We start from the raw sequence: 14,427 nt of genomic DNA, 5'->3' as shown, positions 1-14,427 counted from the left end.
AAAGCCTGCTGGCGCTTCGCTTAGCAGGCCTACGGTTGTGCGACTAACCGCAGGATCACAGGCTCATTAGCCGGCGGGAATTTTTCGGCATCACTTGCCTGAAGTTCAACCCAGTTACCCGGCTGCCCCTCTTTTCCCCAGGGTTCGCCTTCCCAGTTTTCCACCAGCCAGAACCACAGCGTGATGTGCCTGTCCGGGAACTGGTACTCGAGCTTATCAAACAGCGTGGCGCCAAGCGGAGTGATCCCCACCTCTTCCTGAAGCTCGCGAACCAGCGCCTGTTCCGGCGTTTCACCTGACTCGATCTTTCCGCCGGGAAACTCCCATTTGTTTGCCATATGGGCGTCGGCAGCGCGCTGGGTAATGAAGATTTGGTTTTGCGGGTTGCGAATAATCCCGACGGCAATTTGCAGTATTTTCATATTGTCACTTCCATAAAAAAGGCGCAGATGTCTGCGCCTTTTTGTTTTTTTATGAGCTTAGTTCAGACGGCCGTGGCACGCCTTGTACTTTTTACCGGATCCACATGGGCACGGATCGTTACGACCCACTTTACGATCCCCGGTCTGCGCGGCGATTGCTGCGGCGGCTTCGCTGTCGTCAGTCTGGTGGCTCAGCTGCTGCATCTGTGCCAGACGCTCAGCTTCTTCGCGACGCTGCTGCTCCATCGCTTCCACTTCTTCCGGCATACGCACCTGAACCTTGCTCAGGGTGCTGATCACTTCATACTTCAGCGACTCCAGCATAGAGGCAAACATAGCGAAGGACTCACGCTTGTATTCCTGTTTCGGATCTTTCTGCGCATAGCCACGCAGGTGGATACCCTGACGCAGATAATCCATCGCGGCCAGGTGCTCTTTCCACAGGGAGTCCAGGGTCTGCAGCATCACGCCTTTTTCGAAGTGACGCATCATCTCAGCGCCAACGACCTCTTCCTTACGCTTGTATACGTCCAGCGCGGTTTCAAAGATACGTTCGCGCAGGGTTTCTTCATGCAGCTCAGGCTCTTTGTCCAGCCACTCTTTGATTGGCAGATCGAGGTCAAAGTCGTTTTTCAGACGTTCCTGCAGGCCTTCGATATCCCACATCTCTTCCAGAGACTGCGGTGGAATATGCGCATCGATTGTCGCCTTAAACACATCCTCACGGATGCTGTTGATGGTTTCGCTTACGTCAGACACGTCCAGCAATTCGTTACGCTGGGTGTAAATTGCGCGACGCTGATCGTTAGCCACATCGTCATATTCCAGCAGCTGCTTACGAATATCGAAGTTGCGGCTTTCCACTTTACGCTGTGCGTTAGCAATCGCTTTGGTGACCCACGGGTGCTCGATAGCTTCGCCAGGTTTCATACCCAGCTTACGCATCATGCCGGACACACGGTCGGAGGCGAAAATACGCATCAGCGCATCTTCCATCGACAGGTAGAAGCGGGAAGAACCGGCATCCCCCTGACGACCCGCACGACCACGCAGCTGGTTATCGATACGACGAGATTCGTGACGCTCGGTACCGATGATATGCAGACCGCCGGAGGCCAGAACCGCGTCATGACGAACCTGCCAGTCGGCCTTGATCTGCGCAATCTGTTCAGGGGTTGGGTTTTCCAGCTCTGCCACTTCCGCCTGCCAGCTACCGCCCAGCATAATATCGGTACCACGACCCGCCATGTTGGTGGCGATGGTCACCGCAGCCGGATAACCCGCCTGTGCAACGATTTCCGCTTCTTTGGCGTGGAATTTGGCGTTCAGAACGTTGTGTTTGATACCCGCTTTCGTCAGCTCGTGAGAGACCACTTCGGATTTTTCAATGGAGATGGTCCCCACCAGCACCGGCTGGCCTTTCGCGGTACGCTCGCGAATATCTTCGATGATGGCCTGAATTTTTTCCGCTTCAGTCATGTACACCAGGTCCGGCATGTCCTTACGGATCATTGGACGGTTGGTTGGAACGACCACGGTATCCAGCTTGTAGATGGAGCTGAATTCAAACGCTTCGGTATCTGCCGTACCGGTCATCCCTGCCAGCTTCTCGTACAGGCGGAAGTAGTTCTGGAAGGTGATGGAGGCCAGCGTCTGGTTTTCGTTTTGAATATCCACGCCTTCTTTGGCTTCAACGGCCTGGTGCAGACCGTCAGACCAGCGACGTCCCTGCATGGTACGGCCGGTGTGTTCATCAACGATAATCACTTCGCCGTCTTTCACGATGTAGTCGACGTCGCGGGTGAACAGCGCATGGGCGCGCAGGGCGGCAGTCACGTGGTGCATCAGCATGATGTTGCTCGGGGAATAAAGAGATTCACCCTCTTCCATGATGCCTTCAGCCACCAGCAGCTCTTCAATTTTCACCAGACCACGTTCGGTCAGGTTCACCTGACGCGCTTTTTCATCTACAGAGAAGTGGCCTTCACCCTGGAAGGTGTCGGAGTCTTCTTTTTCCTGACGCAGCAGGTGTGGAATGATTTTGTCGACTTTACGGTACATCTCAGAGCTGTCTTCAGCCGGGCCGGAGATGATCAGCGGTGTACGCGCTTCATCGATCAGGATGGAGTCCACCTCATCCACCAGCGCATAGTGCAGTTTACGCTGGACGCGCTCTTCAGGGCTGAACGCCATGTTGTCACGCAGGTAATCGAAGCCGTATTCGTTGTTGGTGCCGTAGGTGATATCCGCGTTGTACGCTTCACGTTTAGCTGGCGCGGGCAGACCGGACATGTTGATACCCACCGTCATCCCGAGGAATTCGAACAGTGGACGGTTGTTTTCGGCGTCACGCTGTGCCAGATAGTCGTTGACGGTGACGACGTGTACGCCTTTACCGGTCAGGGCGTTCAGGTATGCCGGCAGCGTTGCGGTCAGGGTTTTACCTTCACCGGTACGCATTTCCGCGATGCAGCGCTCATTGAGCACCATACCGCCCAACAACTGAACGTCGAAGTGACGCATGCCAAATACACGCTTACTCGCTTCACGCACCACGGCGAACGCTTCCGGGATCAGGCTTTCTAAGGTTTCGCCTTTTTCCAGACGCGCGCGGAATTCTGCCGTTTTCGCTTTCAACTCATCATCAGAGAGCTTCTCCATCGCCGGTTCCATACCGTTGATGACAGCAACAGCTTTGCGCATACGGCGCAGGGTACGATCGTTACGACTACCAAAAACTTTAGTTAACAATTTGATTAGCATAATAAATTCTCAAACGCCCCATTGCGGGCAGATAAATTAAGGTATTGAAAAAGTTAATTTAGCTGAGGCGCTGAGGCCCGGCGCGAATGCCGTGAGCCTGGCTAATCCATGTTGTGACAGAGAATAAGACGGGAGAAACGAGCGCACGTTGCGCTGTCTGGCGAACCATGACCGGCGGCTGACTGTCCTGCGTGAGCAGCGCGTTAAGCGTGTCCAGCAGGGCAAGATGCTGCGCCTGAACCGGCAGCGTCTCTTCAGCAACAGGCATTGCATGCGGTGCCATTGCAAATGACAGATGACGAATTACCGTACGGATTGCATGCTGGTGCCAGTAATCAACGGAGAAATTCGGGCGGCGATTGGCTTCAAGCCACGCAAGGTTAGTAAAGTTAACTCGCGTGTTGAGATCGTGTTTGGTTGTGGAGGTCTTCGCCGGCGTCGCCGCTTCGGCACTGTTGCTGAGCGCAGGCAAGCCGAGACTCGCCGCGACCATCCCTAATAAGAGATGCGGCCAGAAGTAACGTCTGCCAAATTGTCGCCAGCGCGTCAGTATTCCGCTCACTTGCTCCACCACATAAGCCAGCCCGGTACAGGCTGAATTCAGTTATTTTTTTAAGCGCCCAGATATTACCACTAAAGCCAATACACATCAGCAGGAATGAGGTGCCGCCGCGGGGAAAAACGGTCAAGAATGCAGCTAACGCACACATTTTCTGCGCAGAGTAAATAAGGGATAACGCAGGGGGCAATCAACGAAGGGTAAAAATAAAAACGACTGGTCTCCCTGGTCGGAGAGAGTACCAGGTTAACCAGTCGATTTTTTTACGAAACGGGATGAACCGTTACGCCAGAACCATGTTTGGTGCTTTGAAAGCCAGCGGCAGTTCCGCTTCGTCTTCAAAGGTCACATATTCCCAGGCTTCCTGTTTTGCCAGGACGGCCTGCAACAGTTTGTTGTTCAGTGCATGACCGGATTTGAACGCGGTAAATGCACCAATGATGTTGTGACCACACATGAACAGGTCGCCGATAGCGTCCAGCATTTTGTGACGAACGAATTCATCTTCAAAACGCAGGCCGTCTTCGTTCAGTACGCGATAATCGTCAACAACGATGGCACAATCGAAGCTGCCGCCCAGGCACAGGCCGCGGGACTGCAGATATTCGATATCACGCATGAAGCCAAATGTACGGGCTCGGCTGATCTGACGCATAAACGCATCGGCAGAGAAGTTCATCGCATAGCGTTGGGTGCTTGCATCAATCGCCGGATGGTTAAAGTCGATGGTAAAGTCCAACGAGAAACCATTGTACGGTTTGAATTCAGCCCATTTGTCGCCATCTTCGACGCGAACGGTCTCTTTGATGCGAACAAATTTCTTCGCGCAGTTCAGTTCTTCGATGCCGGCATCCAGCAACAGATAAACGAACGGAGCAGCACTGCCATCCATAATCGGGATTTCTGGCGCATCGACTTCAACAATAATGTTGTCGATACCCAGCCCCGCCAGGGCGGCGTTCAGGTGCTCTACGGTAGAAATCCGCACGTCATGCTCGTTCACCAGACAAGTACAGAGCATAGTATCACGCACAGATTTGGCATCGGCCGGAAAATCTACCGGTGGATTCAAGTCAGTGCGACGATAGATGACCCCGGTATTGGCCGGCGCAGGGCGTAACGTCAGTGTGACTTTCTTGCCGGTATGTAAACCGACACCCGTCGCCTGAACGATACGTTTAAGTGTCCTTTGTTTGATCATCGTATAATCTCGCCAAATTAACTATCCAACCGAGAGTGTATATCACTAACGGTGGGCCAGTTTAGCACAAAGAGCGCAAATCCCCAAATTCCAGCCAATTCTTAGTCAGCTTGCTTACGCAGGAACGCCGGGATATCCAGATAATCTGGCTCTTTCGCCGTTTGCGGCGTTGGGTCGTTCACCACCTTCGCGGCCGGTTTCTGCTCCTGAGTCAGAGGAGACATTCCGTGCTGCTGGTAACGATCCATTACCGGTTGCTGAGTCTGTTTGTTGGTCACCAGGGTGATCTCAGGACGCTTGTCCATGCCGATACCGGTCGCCACAACAGTCACGCGCAGTTCGTCGTTCATTTCAGGGTCAAGAGACGTACCGATTACCACCGTCGCATTGTCAGAGGCGAACGCACGGATGGTATTACCCACGGTTTCGAACTCATCCAGACGCAGGTCAAAGCCAGCAGTAATGTTGACCAGCACACCGCGCGCGCCAGACAGATCGATATCTTCCAGCAGTGGAGAAGAGATAGCCATTTCAGCCGCTTCTTCTGCACGGTCTTCACCGCTCGCCACGCCAGAGCCCATCATCGCGTAGCCCATTTCGGACATCACGGTGCGAACGTCAGCAAAGTCGACGTTCATCAGGCCAGGACGGGTAATCAGTTCAGCGATACCCTGCACCGCGCCTTTCAGCACGTCGTTTGCTGCACCGAACGCGTCCAGCAGAGAGATACCGCGACCCAAAACTTTCAACAGTTTGTCGTTCGGGATGGTGATCAGTGAGTCCACATGCTTGGACAGCTCGGTGATACCCTGCTCCGCGAAGGCCATACGCTTCTTGCCTTCAAAATTGAAAGGCTTGGTCACGACAGCAACGGTCAGGATCCCTAAATCTTTCGCCACTTCAGCCACAACAGGTGCTGCGCCGGTACCGGTACCGCCACCCATACCTGCTGCGATGAAGACCATGTCCGCACCTTCCAGTGCAGCGCGCAGCGCTTCGCGATCTTCTTCAGCCGCATTGCGACCCACTTCCGGGTTAGCCCCGGCTCCCAGCCCCTTGGTGATACCACCGCCGATCTGGATAGTCTGGCCTACAGCCGTCTTACGCAGTGCCTGTGCATCGGTGTTAACTGCAAAGAATTCAACACCTTCAATGCGTTCACGCACCATATGCTCTACGGCGTTACCGCCGCCGCCACCGACGCCGATGACTTTAATCACCGCGTCGTTGGTCAGTTCCATAGGTTCAAACATAATTTCTCTCTCCGTTGTGCCTGTCGCCCGAGACCGCTAATTCTCTCCGGTCTCTTAAAAAAATTAAAACTCTTTTCGCAGCCAGTTGTTCAGTCGTTTGACCCACGACCCCACTGAGACGCGTTTTTCCACTTCTGCTTCACCACTGAGATGCGTTTCCTTCCCGTAATGGAGCAGGCCAACAGCCGTTGAATAATACGGCTCCTGAGCATAATCCGTTAAACCGGTGATATTCAGCGGCGCGCCAATACGTACTTGCGTATGGAACACGCGCTGCGCACAGGCCGCAAGACCTTCAATTTGCGCTGCACCGCCGGTTAATACAATCCCCGCTGCAAGATGATGTTTCACGCCCTGCTGACGAAGCTGTTCCTGTAACTGTAAAATCTCTTCGTTGACCAGGTTGAGCAGCTCGGTATAGCGCGGCTCAATGACCTCTGCCAACGTCTGGCGCTGCAGGCTACGCGGTGGACGACCACCGACGCTTGGCACTTCAACGCTCTCATCTTTGCCAACAATAGACCCCAGCGCACAGCCATGACGCACTTTGATCGCTTCTGCATCGCTCGGTGGCGTACCGAAAGCGTAAGCGATATCGCTGGTCACCACGTTCCCCGCATAAGGGATCACTTTGGTGTGGCGCAGCGCACCGCCGGTATACACGGCCATGTCCATTGTACCACCACCAATATCGACCACACAGACGCCCAGTTCACGTTCATCTTCGGTCAGCACGGAATAACTTGCTGCAAGACCGGCGAAAATAAGTTGGTCAACTTTCAGGCCACAACGTTCAACGGCTTTTACAATGTTCTTCGCCATATCGTTGTGACATGTGATCAGGTGCACTTTTGCCTGCATACGTACGCCGGAGAGACCGACCGGGTTTTTAATGCCTTCCTGGTAGTCAATCGCGTATTCCTGCGGGATCACATGCAGCACGCGATGCTCATCGCGCACGCGCACGGACTTCGCCGTATGCACAACATTTTCAACGTCTTCCTGCGTCACTTCTTCTTCGGAAATCGGCACCATACCGATTTCGTTCTGGCAGCTAATGTGCTTGCCAGAAAGGGCCAGATAGACAGAAGAAATCTGGCAATCGGCCATCAATTCAGCCTGATCGATGGCGCGCTGGACGCATTTCACCACCGATTCAAGATCGTTTACCCCACCTTTATCCATACCACGGGACGGGCAACTGCCTACGCCAATGATATTGACCATACCGTCGGGCAGAACTTCCCCTACTAAAGCGGCAACCTTCGCGGTGCCAATCTCCAGTCCAACTACCAGTTTTCTGTCCGTCGCCTTGATCATTGTTGTTCTGCCTGTACCTGTGCCTGATTCTGTTGCTGATTAGGTTCCTCGACCGGAGCCGGTACCCAACCGACTGCTGCGCCTGAGTCATAGCGCAAATCAACGTAGCTTATCCGTTTGCCGTCAGTCTGTGCCTGCTGCTGTAAAACCGGGTAAAGTTCTACAAAACGCGCCAGACGCTTCATGGTGTCCCCGCGACCCAGGTTGAGCTTAATGCCGTTCGTTAACGTCAACTGCCAGGAGCGGCGCGCCGTCATCGCAGCATCTTTTAACGTAAACCTGTCCTTCGCCAGCACCTGACCCATTTCACGAAAACCCTGTAACACTTCGTTTTCGCTACCTTCAGGGCCATACAACATCGGTAAATTTTGCTTGTTGACACGATCGGCCGGGACGCTGAAGGAATTTCCGTCTACGTCAACCATGTGCTGATCATTCCAACGCGCAATGGGCACATATTCAACCAGATGAATCTTCAATTCATCAGGCCATTGCTTTCTTACACTCGCCTGTTTTATCCATGGCAGACGTTCAATCTGGCTCTGGATAATATTAACGTCCTGAGTCATAAAGGTGCCGGGCGACCCCAGCGCCAGAATTGACTGGCGAATATCATCGTTACGCGTGTAGTGGCGCTCACCGGTGACCACCAGCTTAGAAAGTGGCAACCGCTGCGCATCTTCCATCCAGCCCAGTACCATCCAGCCGCTGATAAACACGGTGCACAGCACCCCGAGCAGGAAAATAATGCCTGCAAGACGCGTTCCATTACTCCGGCGTGAAGAGGCGTATTCTTCTTCGTCATCGCGGTTGCGCGTGTTCAATGCAGCCTGAGACATATCAGCCCGCCTGGTCCAGAATGCGTACGACTAACTGCGAGAAGCTCATCCCCGCCTGACGAGCGGCCATCGGCACAAGGCTGTGGCTGGTCATTCCCGGGGACGTATTCGCTTCCAGCAGATAAAATTGTCCATCACGGTCCTGCATCACGTCGATGCGTCCCCAGCCGCGGCAACCCAGAATATGCCAGGCTTTAAGCACCAGGGACTGTAATTCTGTTTCACGCTCAGCATCCAGACCACAAGGGCAGAAATATTGCGTCTCATCAGAGAGATACTTTGCCTCATAATCATAGAAGGTTCCGGCCGGTTGGATACGGATTGACGGTAAAATTTCTTCACCAAGCATTGCGACGGTAAATTCCGGCCCGCTGAGCCATTTTTCAATCAGAACTTCTTCATCATGTTGAAATGCCAGCGCTAAAGCGGAGGCTAAATCGTCAGCTTTGTCGACTTTAGACATCCCCACGCTCGACCCTTCCCGGCTCGGCTTTACAATAACCGGTAAGCCCAGTTCCGCAATGCGTGTATTAACGCTATCCGGAAGGCCCAATTCAAATTCGCGACGCGTCAGTGCCACCCACGGCGCAACCGGTAATCCCGCCCCCTGCCACAGTAACTTACTGCGCAGTTTATCCATAGAGATGGCGGATGCCATCACGCCACTACCGGTGTACGGCATGCCGATTAATTCCAGCAATCCCTGCAGGGTACCGTCTTCACCCCCCCGGCCATGTAACGCGATAAAGACTTTATCGAAGCCCAGCGCTTTTAATTGCGTTACGTCGACCTCTCTTGGATCAACCAGGTGGGCATTAACGCCGCCCTCACGCAGGCCCGCCAGCACCGCAGCGCCGGAATTCAGGGAAACCTCACGCTCTGCGGAGGTACCACCAGCCAGGACAGCAATCTTATCAGCCATGATGCTCATCCTCCTGGTTTTGCGGCTTCAGTTTGATTTCCGCTAAGGTACGGGCGATTTTACCGATATTTCCCGCGCCCTGAATCAGAATCAAATCGTTACCGGTGAGGACCGGTGCCAGAATTTCCGCCACCTGTGCCGGGTCAGAAACCAGAATAGGGTCAACTTTACCGCGTCCGCGAATCGTGCGACACAGGGAACGGCTGTCCGCGCCCGGAATCGGTGTTTCGCCTGCGGAATACACGTCCAGCATCAGCAGCGTATCCACCTGTGACAGGACGCTGGCGAAATCGTCGTACAGATCGCGCGTACGCGTGAAACGGTGCGGCTGGAAGATCATCACCAGATTCTTGTCAGGCCAGCCTGCACGTGCGGCTTTAATGGTGGCGTCGACTTCGGTCGGATGGTGACCGTAGTCGTCCACCAGCATCGCAGTGCCGGTTTTACCGTTTACGGCATCCAACGGGAATTCACCGAGGAAGTCGAAACGACGCCCGGTCCCCTGGAAGCTTTCCAGCGCACGCAGGATTGCGTCGTCATCAATGCCTTCTTCCGTCGCCACGGCCACTGCCGCAGCGGCGTTAAGAGCGTTATGACGCCCCGGCGCATTCAGCGTCACGTGGAGCAGCTCTTTGTCCTGACGCGCCAGAGTGAAGTGCCCCTGCGCGCCAATCTGTTTGTACTCTTCCACGCGGACGTCAGCGTCTTCACTGAAGCCGTAAGTGGTGATTTGACGACCCACGCGCGGCAGCAGCTCGCGAATGACCGGATCGTCTACGCACATTACCGCACGTCCATAGAACGGCAGGTTATGCAGGAAGTTGATAAAGGTCTGCTTTAAGTTCTCGAAGTCACCCTGATAGGTATCCATATGGTCAGCTTCGATGTTCGTGACAATCGCCACCATCGGCTGCAGGTGCAGGAACGACGCATCGCTTTCATCCGCTTCCGCAATCAGATAACGACTGTGTCCCAGACGTGCATGCACGCCCGCGGCTTTTACCAAACCGCCGTTGACGAACGTCGGGTCAAGACCCGCTTCCGCATAAATACTGGAAACCATCGCCGTGGTCGTGGTTTTACCGTGGGTCCCGGCAATCGCAATGCCGTGACGGAAACGCATCAGTTCCGCCAGCATTTCTGCGCGGCGGATCACCGGAATGCGCGCTTCATGGGCGGCAACGATTTCCGGGTTGTCAGAGGAGATGGCGCTCGATACCACCACCACGCTCGCATCGCGCACGTTTTCCGGGCGATGGTTGAAATAGATAGTCGCCCCAAGTGACGCCAGCTGCTGCGTAACAGGGTTTGGCGCCAGGTCAGACCCGCTGATCTGATAGCCTTCGTTAGCTAACACTTCGGCAATACCGCCCATGCCAGCACCACCGATGCCAACAAAGTGAATGTGCCGGACGCGACGCATCTCGGGCACGATTGAACGCAGTTTTGCCAGTTGTTGTGTATTCATTCTCTAAACGCCATCGACTACTTAAAATTCGTGCCGCGCTTCACGCGCTGCGAGGGTTAAGCCTGGGATGCCAGGCTCACTTCTTTTGCCACCCGTTCAGTCGCATCAGGAATAGCGGTCGCGCGCGCGCGTTCTGCCATCTCCAGTAATACGTCTCTGTTCCAGCCCGCCAGGGTGGTGGCGACCGCGTCGGCGGTAAACTGTGGCTGCTCAAAAATTTTCGCCGCGCCGGCCTTCTCGAGCGGCAATGCGTTCCAGTACTGCTGTCTGTCTTTGTGCTGGAACGGCACAAACAGGGCCGGCAACCCGGCGGCGGCAATCTCGCTCACCGTCAGTGCACCTGAGCGACAAACGACGACATCGGCCCAGGCATAAGCGGCGGCCATGTCATCGATAAACTCGGTGACGTTATGCTGCGGCTGGCCTGCCTCGGCATAGGCCTGCTCAACGGTCTGCTGAGCGCCTTTTCCACTTTGGTGCCAGATGGTAACGGCATCGCCCAGCTTTGCGGCAACCTGCGGCATCGTCTGGTTTAAAATGCGCGCCCCCTGCGAACCGCCGACGACCAGCACACGAACCGGCCCTTCACGACCCGCCAGGCGAGCATCCGGCAGCGGCAGCGCCAGCACGTCGACACGCACCGGGTTACCCACCACGTCTGCTTTCGGAAACGCACCGGGAAACGCCTGCATCACTTTGGTGGCGATTTTCGCCAGCCACTTGTTGGTCAGGCCGGCAATACCGTTCTGCTCATGCAGCACGACGGGAATACCTAACGACCACGCGGCCAGCCCGCCAGGACCCGAGACATAGCCGCCCATGCCCAGCACCACATCAGGCTTAAAGCGCTTCATGATGGTGCGCGCCTGACGCCAGGCGTTAAAAATACGCACCGGTGCCAGCAGCATTGCCTTGAGGCCTTTGCCTCGAAGGCCAGAAATACGAATAAAGTCGATCTCGATACCGTGCTTCGGTACCAGATCGGCTTCCATGCGGTCTGCGGTTCCCAGCCAGCGTACCTGCCAGCCCTGATCCATTAAATGGTGCGCAACCGCCAGCCCCGGGAACACGTGTCCGCCGGTACCGCCTGCCATCACCATTAACCGCTTCGGTTGATTCATCGTGAACCTCGTGTAAACGCCTGGGCTTTTTCCAGACGCGTTTCATAATCTATGCGCAACAACAGCATGATGGCCGTCGACATAATCAACAGACTGGAACCACCATAACTGATCAACGGCAACGTCAGACCTTTGGTCGGCAGCATGCCCGCTGCGGCCCCGACGTTAACCAATGCCTGGAAACTAAACCAGATACCAATTGAGCAGGCTAAGAAGCCTGAGAAGCGGTGATCGATCTCCAGCGCTTTCCGGCCGATGGACATGGCACGGAAAGCGACGAAGAATACCATTAATAACGCTAATACCACACCGATATAACCCAGTTCTTCCGCAATAATGGAGAAGATGAAGTCAGTGTGCGCTTCCGGTAAATACTCCAGTTTTTGAACCGAGTTGCCCAGACCCTGTCCCCAGACTTCACCGCGCCCAAAGGCCATCAGCGACTGCGTCAGCTGGTAACCACTGCCGAACGGGTCTTCCCACGGGTTCCAGAACGAGGTCACACGGCGAATACGGTAAGGCTCGGCGAGGATCAGCAGCACAACCGCTGATATCCCCATCCCGATGATAGCGATGAACTGCCACAGTTTTGCGCCCGCCAGGAACAGCATGGCCAGCGTCGTTACAAACAGTACGACCACCGTACCCAGGTCAGGCTGCGCCAGCAGTAACACCGCCAGCACCAGAATCACGCCCATCGGTTTTAAGAAGCCGCGCAGGTTGTTACGCACTTCATCCACTTTACGCACCAGGTAGTTCGCCAGGTAGCAGAACAGGGAAAGCTTGGTAAATTCCGCAGGCTGAATACGCAGCGGGCCAAAGGCAATCCAGCGGGATGCCCCGTTAACGGAGCTCCCGACGACCAGAACAATCAGCAGCATAATAATCGAGGCGATCAGCATCGCCGTACTGTGCCGCTGCCAGAACTCCATCGGCAGACGCAGGGTGACCAGCGCCAGGCAGAACGCCAGGATGATGTACAGGCCATCACGCTTGGCAAAGAGGAAAGGATCGTTCGCCAGACGCTGCCCGACGGGCATGGAAGCAGACGTCACCATGATAAAGCCGACCGCCGCCAGTCCCAGCGTGAGCCAGAACAGCGTGCGATCGTACATGATCAGGCTGTCGTTATCTTTCTGACGAGAGCCCATCACCCAGCCTTTGAGTGCCGCAAACAGCCATACCAGGATCCCAAATCCTGGCAGGCGCGGCATTTTCAGGCGAGGGAGAGATAAACGCATCAGCCTAACTCCTTCGCCAGTCGGGTAAAGACATCACCACGCTGTTCGAAATTCTTGAATTGATCGAGGCTGGCACACGCCGGAGAGAGCAGCACCATATCGCCTGGCTTCACGCGAGGGGCAATCAGCCGCATCGCCTGTTCCATGGTTTCGGTCTGCTCGGCAATCTCAGGGCGCAGCTCAGCCAGCTCGCCGCCGTCACGGCCGAAGCAGTACAGGCGGATGTTATCACCTGAGAGATACGGCTTCAGGGAGGAGAAATCGGCAGATTTGCCGTCGCCGCCCAGCAGTAAATGCAGAGTACCGTCAACGTGCAGGCCGTTCAGCGCGGCCTCGGTGCTTCCCACGTTGGTGGCTTTGGAGTCGTTAATCCAGCGCACGCCGTTATGCTCCAGCGCGAGCTGGAAACGGTGCGCCAGACCGGAAAACGTGGTCAACGCTTTCAGGCTGGAGGAGCGTGGCAGCCCGACAGCGTCCGCCAGCGCCAGCGCCGCCAGCGCATTGGTATAGTTATGCTGACCAGAAAGTTTCATCTCTTTCACGTTCAGCACTTTCTCACCTTTCACACGCAGCCAGGTTTCGCCCAGCTGACGGTTCAGATGGTAATCACCCATGGTGATGCCAAAACTGATGCAGCGCTCATCCGCGCCGCGCACCGGCATGGTCAGCGCATCATCTGCATTAACGACGCAAACCTTTGCATTCTCATAAACGCGCAGCTTGGCGGCACGGTACTGCTGCAGACCAAATGGATACCTGTCCATATGATCTTCAGTCACGTTGAGGATCGTCGCAGCGGCAGCATGCAGGCTGGATGTGGTTTCCAGCTGGAAGCTTGAAAGCTCGAGGACATACAGCTCACAGCCTTTGTCCAGCAGCATCAGCGCCGGCAGGCCGATATTACCGCCGACTCCGACGTTCATGCCCGCCGCTTTCGCCATCTCACCCACCAGGGTGGTGACGGTGCTTTTCCCGTTAGAACCAGTAATCGCGATAACCGGTGCCTGCGCTTCGCGGCAGAACAGCTCGATATCGCCGATAATCTCAACGCCAGCATCCGCGGCAGCGCTCAGTGAAGGATGTGCCAGCGCCATACCCGGGCTTGCGACAATCAGATCGGCTGCCAGCAGCCAGTCATCATTCAGACCACCAAGGTGGCGTTCAACCTGTTCCGGCAGTTTTTCCAGACCCGGCGGAGAGACACGCGTATCCATCACGCGCGGCGTCACGCCACGCGCAAGGAAAAAGTCCACGCAGGACAGGCCCGTGAGACCTAACCCGATGATAACGACCTTTTTGCCCTGGTAATCTGCCATGA

General features: G+C 55.3%; 12 protein-coding genes. All 12 read right to left on the bottom strand.

The features are described from left to right. Positions 1–29: 29 nt before the first annotated feature. The gene (gene mutT, locus EKN83_RS05935) at positions 30–422 is read right to left on the bottom strand and encodes an 8-oxo-dGTP diphosphatase MutT (protein WP_025756761.1); all 393 of its coding nucleotides are present in this window, start codon (positions 420–422) and stop codon (positions 30–32) included. A gap of 57 nt (positions 423–479) precedes the next feature. Then, a complete protein-coding gene (gene secA, locus EKN83_RS05930; RefSeq protein WP_025756760.1) occupies positions 480–3,185 on the bottom strand; it encodes a preprotein translocase subunit SecA in 2,706 nt (901 codons plus the stop codon). Between the two features lie 58 nt (positions 3,186–3,243). Beyond that, positions 3,244–3,747 carry a secA translation cis-regulator SecM gene (gene secM / locus EKN83_RS05925; RefSeq protein WP_185857654.1) on the bottom strand — a complete coding sequence of 168 codons (504 nt, stop codon included), beginning with the start codon at positions 3,745–3,747 and terminating at the stop codon, positions 3,244–3,246. Between the two features lie 280 nt (positions 3,748–4,027). After that, on the bottom strand, positions 4,028–4,945 hold the full coding sequence (lpxC, locus tag EKN83_RS05920; RefSeq protein WP_025756758.1) for a UDP-3-O-acyl-N-acetylglucosamine deacetylase: 918 nt from the start codon (positions 4,943–4,945) through the stop codon (positions 4,028–4,030). A 101-nt stretch (positions 4,946–5,046) separates the two neighbouring features. Further along, a complete protein-coding gene (gene ftsZ / locus EKN83_RS05915; protein ID WP_008501978.1) occupies positions 5,047–6,198 on the bottom strand; it encodes a cell division protein FtsZ in 1,152 nt (383 codons plus the stop codon). 63 nt (positions 6,199–6,261) lie between these two features. Then, positions 6,262–7,518, bottom strand: a complete 1,257-nt coding sequence (gene ftsA, locus EKN83_RS05910; RefSeq protein ID WP_025756757.1) for a cell division protein FtsA — start codon at positions 7,516–7,518, stop codon at positions 6,262–6,264. Beyond that, complete coding sequence (gene ftsQ, locus EKN83_RS05905) at positions 7,515–8,357, bottom strand: cell division protein FtsQ (RefSeq protein ID WP_025756756.1); 843 nt, start codon at positions 8,355–8,357, stop codon at positions 7,515–7,517. The genes ftsA and ftsQ overlap by 4 nt, the downstream gene beginning before the upstream one ends. A gap of 1 nt (position 8,358) precedes the next feature. Further along, complete coding sequence (locus tag EKN83_RS05900) at positions 8,359–9,279, bottom strand: D-alanine--D-alanine ligase (RefSeq protein ID WP_126800499.1); 921 nt, start codon at positions 9,277–9,279, stop codon at positions 8,359–8,361. Continuing rightward, the gene (gene murC, locus EKN83_RS05895) at positions 9,272–10,747 is read right to left on the bottom strand and encodes a UDP-N-acetylmuramate--L-alanine ligase (protein ID WP_025756754.1); all 1,476 of its coding nucleotides are present in this window, start codon (positions 10,745–10,747) and stop codon (positions 9,272–9,274) included. Before murC ends, EKN83_RS05900 begins: the two co-directional genes overlap by 8 nt. A 56-nt stretch (positions 10,748–10,803) precedes the next feature. Next, a complete protein-coding gene (gene murG / locus EKN83_RS05890; RefSeq protein WP_025756753.1) occupies positions 10,804–11,868 on the bottom strand; it encodes an undecaprenyldiphospho-muramoylpentapeptide beta-N-acetylglucosaminyltransferase in 1,065 nt (354 codons plus the stop codon). Then, on the bottom strand, positions 11,865–13,109 hold the full coding sequence (gene ftsW / locus EKN83_RS05885) for a cell division protein FtsW (protein ID WP_025756752.1): 1,245 nt from the start codon (positions 13,107–13,109) through the stop codon (positions 11,865–11,867). The genes murG and ftsW overlap by 4 nt, the downstream gene beginning before the upstream one ends. Further along, positions 13,109–14,425, bottom strand: a complete 1,317-nt coding sequence (gene murD / locus EKN83_RS05880; protein WP_045284795.1) for a UDP-N-acetylmuramoyl-L-alanine--D-glutamate ligase — start codon at positions 14,423–14,425, stop codon at positions 13,109–13,111. The genes ftsW and murD overlap by 1 nt, the downstream gene beginning before the upstream one ends. Positions 14,426–14,427: the final 2 nt, after the last annotated feature.

Origin of the sequence: Enterobacter sp. WCHEn090032 (genome assembly GCF_003986875.1) — a bacterium.
In the GTDB taxonomy this organism is placed as follows: domain Bacteria; phylum Pseudomonadota; class Gammaproteobacteria; order Enterobacterales; family Enterobacteriaceae; genus Enterobacter; species Enterobacter sichuanensis.
The sequence above is the reverse complement of the archived record's forward strand: the minus strand, read 5'-3'. Positions and strand labels throughout refer to the sequence as shown.

Excerpts from the sequence above, each read along its gene's own strand:
- ftsZ (WP_008501978.1), bottom strand. The coding sequence starts at position 6,198 with ATGTTTGAACCTATGGAACTGACCAACGACGCGGTGATTAAAGTCATC.
- murC (WP_025756754.1), bottom strand. The coding sequence starts at position 10,747 with ATGAATACACAACAACTGGCAAAACTGCGTTCAATCGTGCCCGAGATG.
- ftsW (WP_025756752.1), bottom strand. The coding sequence starts at position 13,109 with ATGCGTTTATCTCTCCCTCGCCTGAAAATGCCGCGCCTGCCAGGATTT.
- secA (WP_025756760.1), bottom strand. The coding sequence starts at position 3,185 with ATGCTAATCAAATTGTTAACTAAAGTTTTTGGTAGTCGTAACGATCGT.
- murD (WP_045284795.1), bottom strand. The coding sequence starts at position 14,425 with ATGGCAGATTACCAGGGCAAAAAGGTCGTTATCATCGGGTTAGGTCTC.
- mutT (WP_025756761.1), bottom strand. The coding sequence starts at position 422 with ATGAAAATACTGCAAATTGCCGTCGGGATTATTCGCAACCCGCAAAAC.
- murG (WP_025756753.1), bottom strand. The coding sequence starts at position 11,868 with ATGAATCAACCGAAGCGGTTAATGGTGATGGCAGGCGGTACCGGCGGA.
- EKN83_RS05900 (WP_126800499.1), bottom strand. The coding sequence starts at position 9,279 with ATGGCTGATAAGATTGCTGTCCTGGCTGGTGGTACCTCCGCAGAGCGT.
- lpxC (WP_025756758.1), bottom strand. The coding sequence starts at position 4,945 with ATGATCAAACAAAGGACACTTAAACGTATCGTTCAGGCGACGGGTGTC.
- ftsQ (WP_025756756.1), bottom strand. The coding sequence starts at position 8,357 with ATGTCTCAGGCTGCATTGAACACGCGCAACCGCGATGACGAAGAAGAA.
- ftsA (WP_025756757.1), bottom strand. The coding sequence starts at position 7,518 with ATGATCAAGGCGACGGACAGAAAACTGGTAGTTGGACTGGAGATTGGC.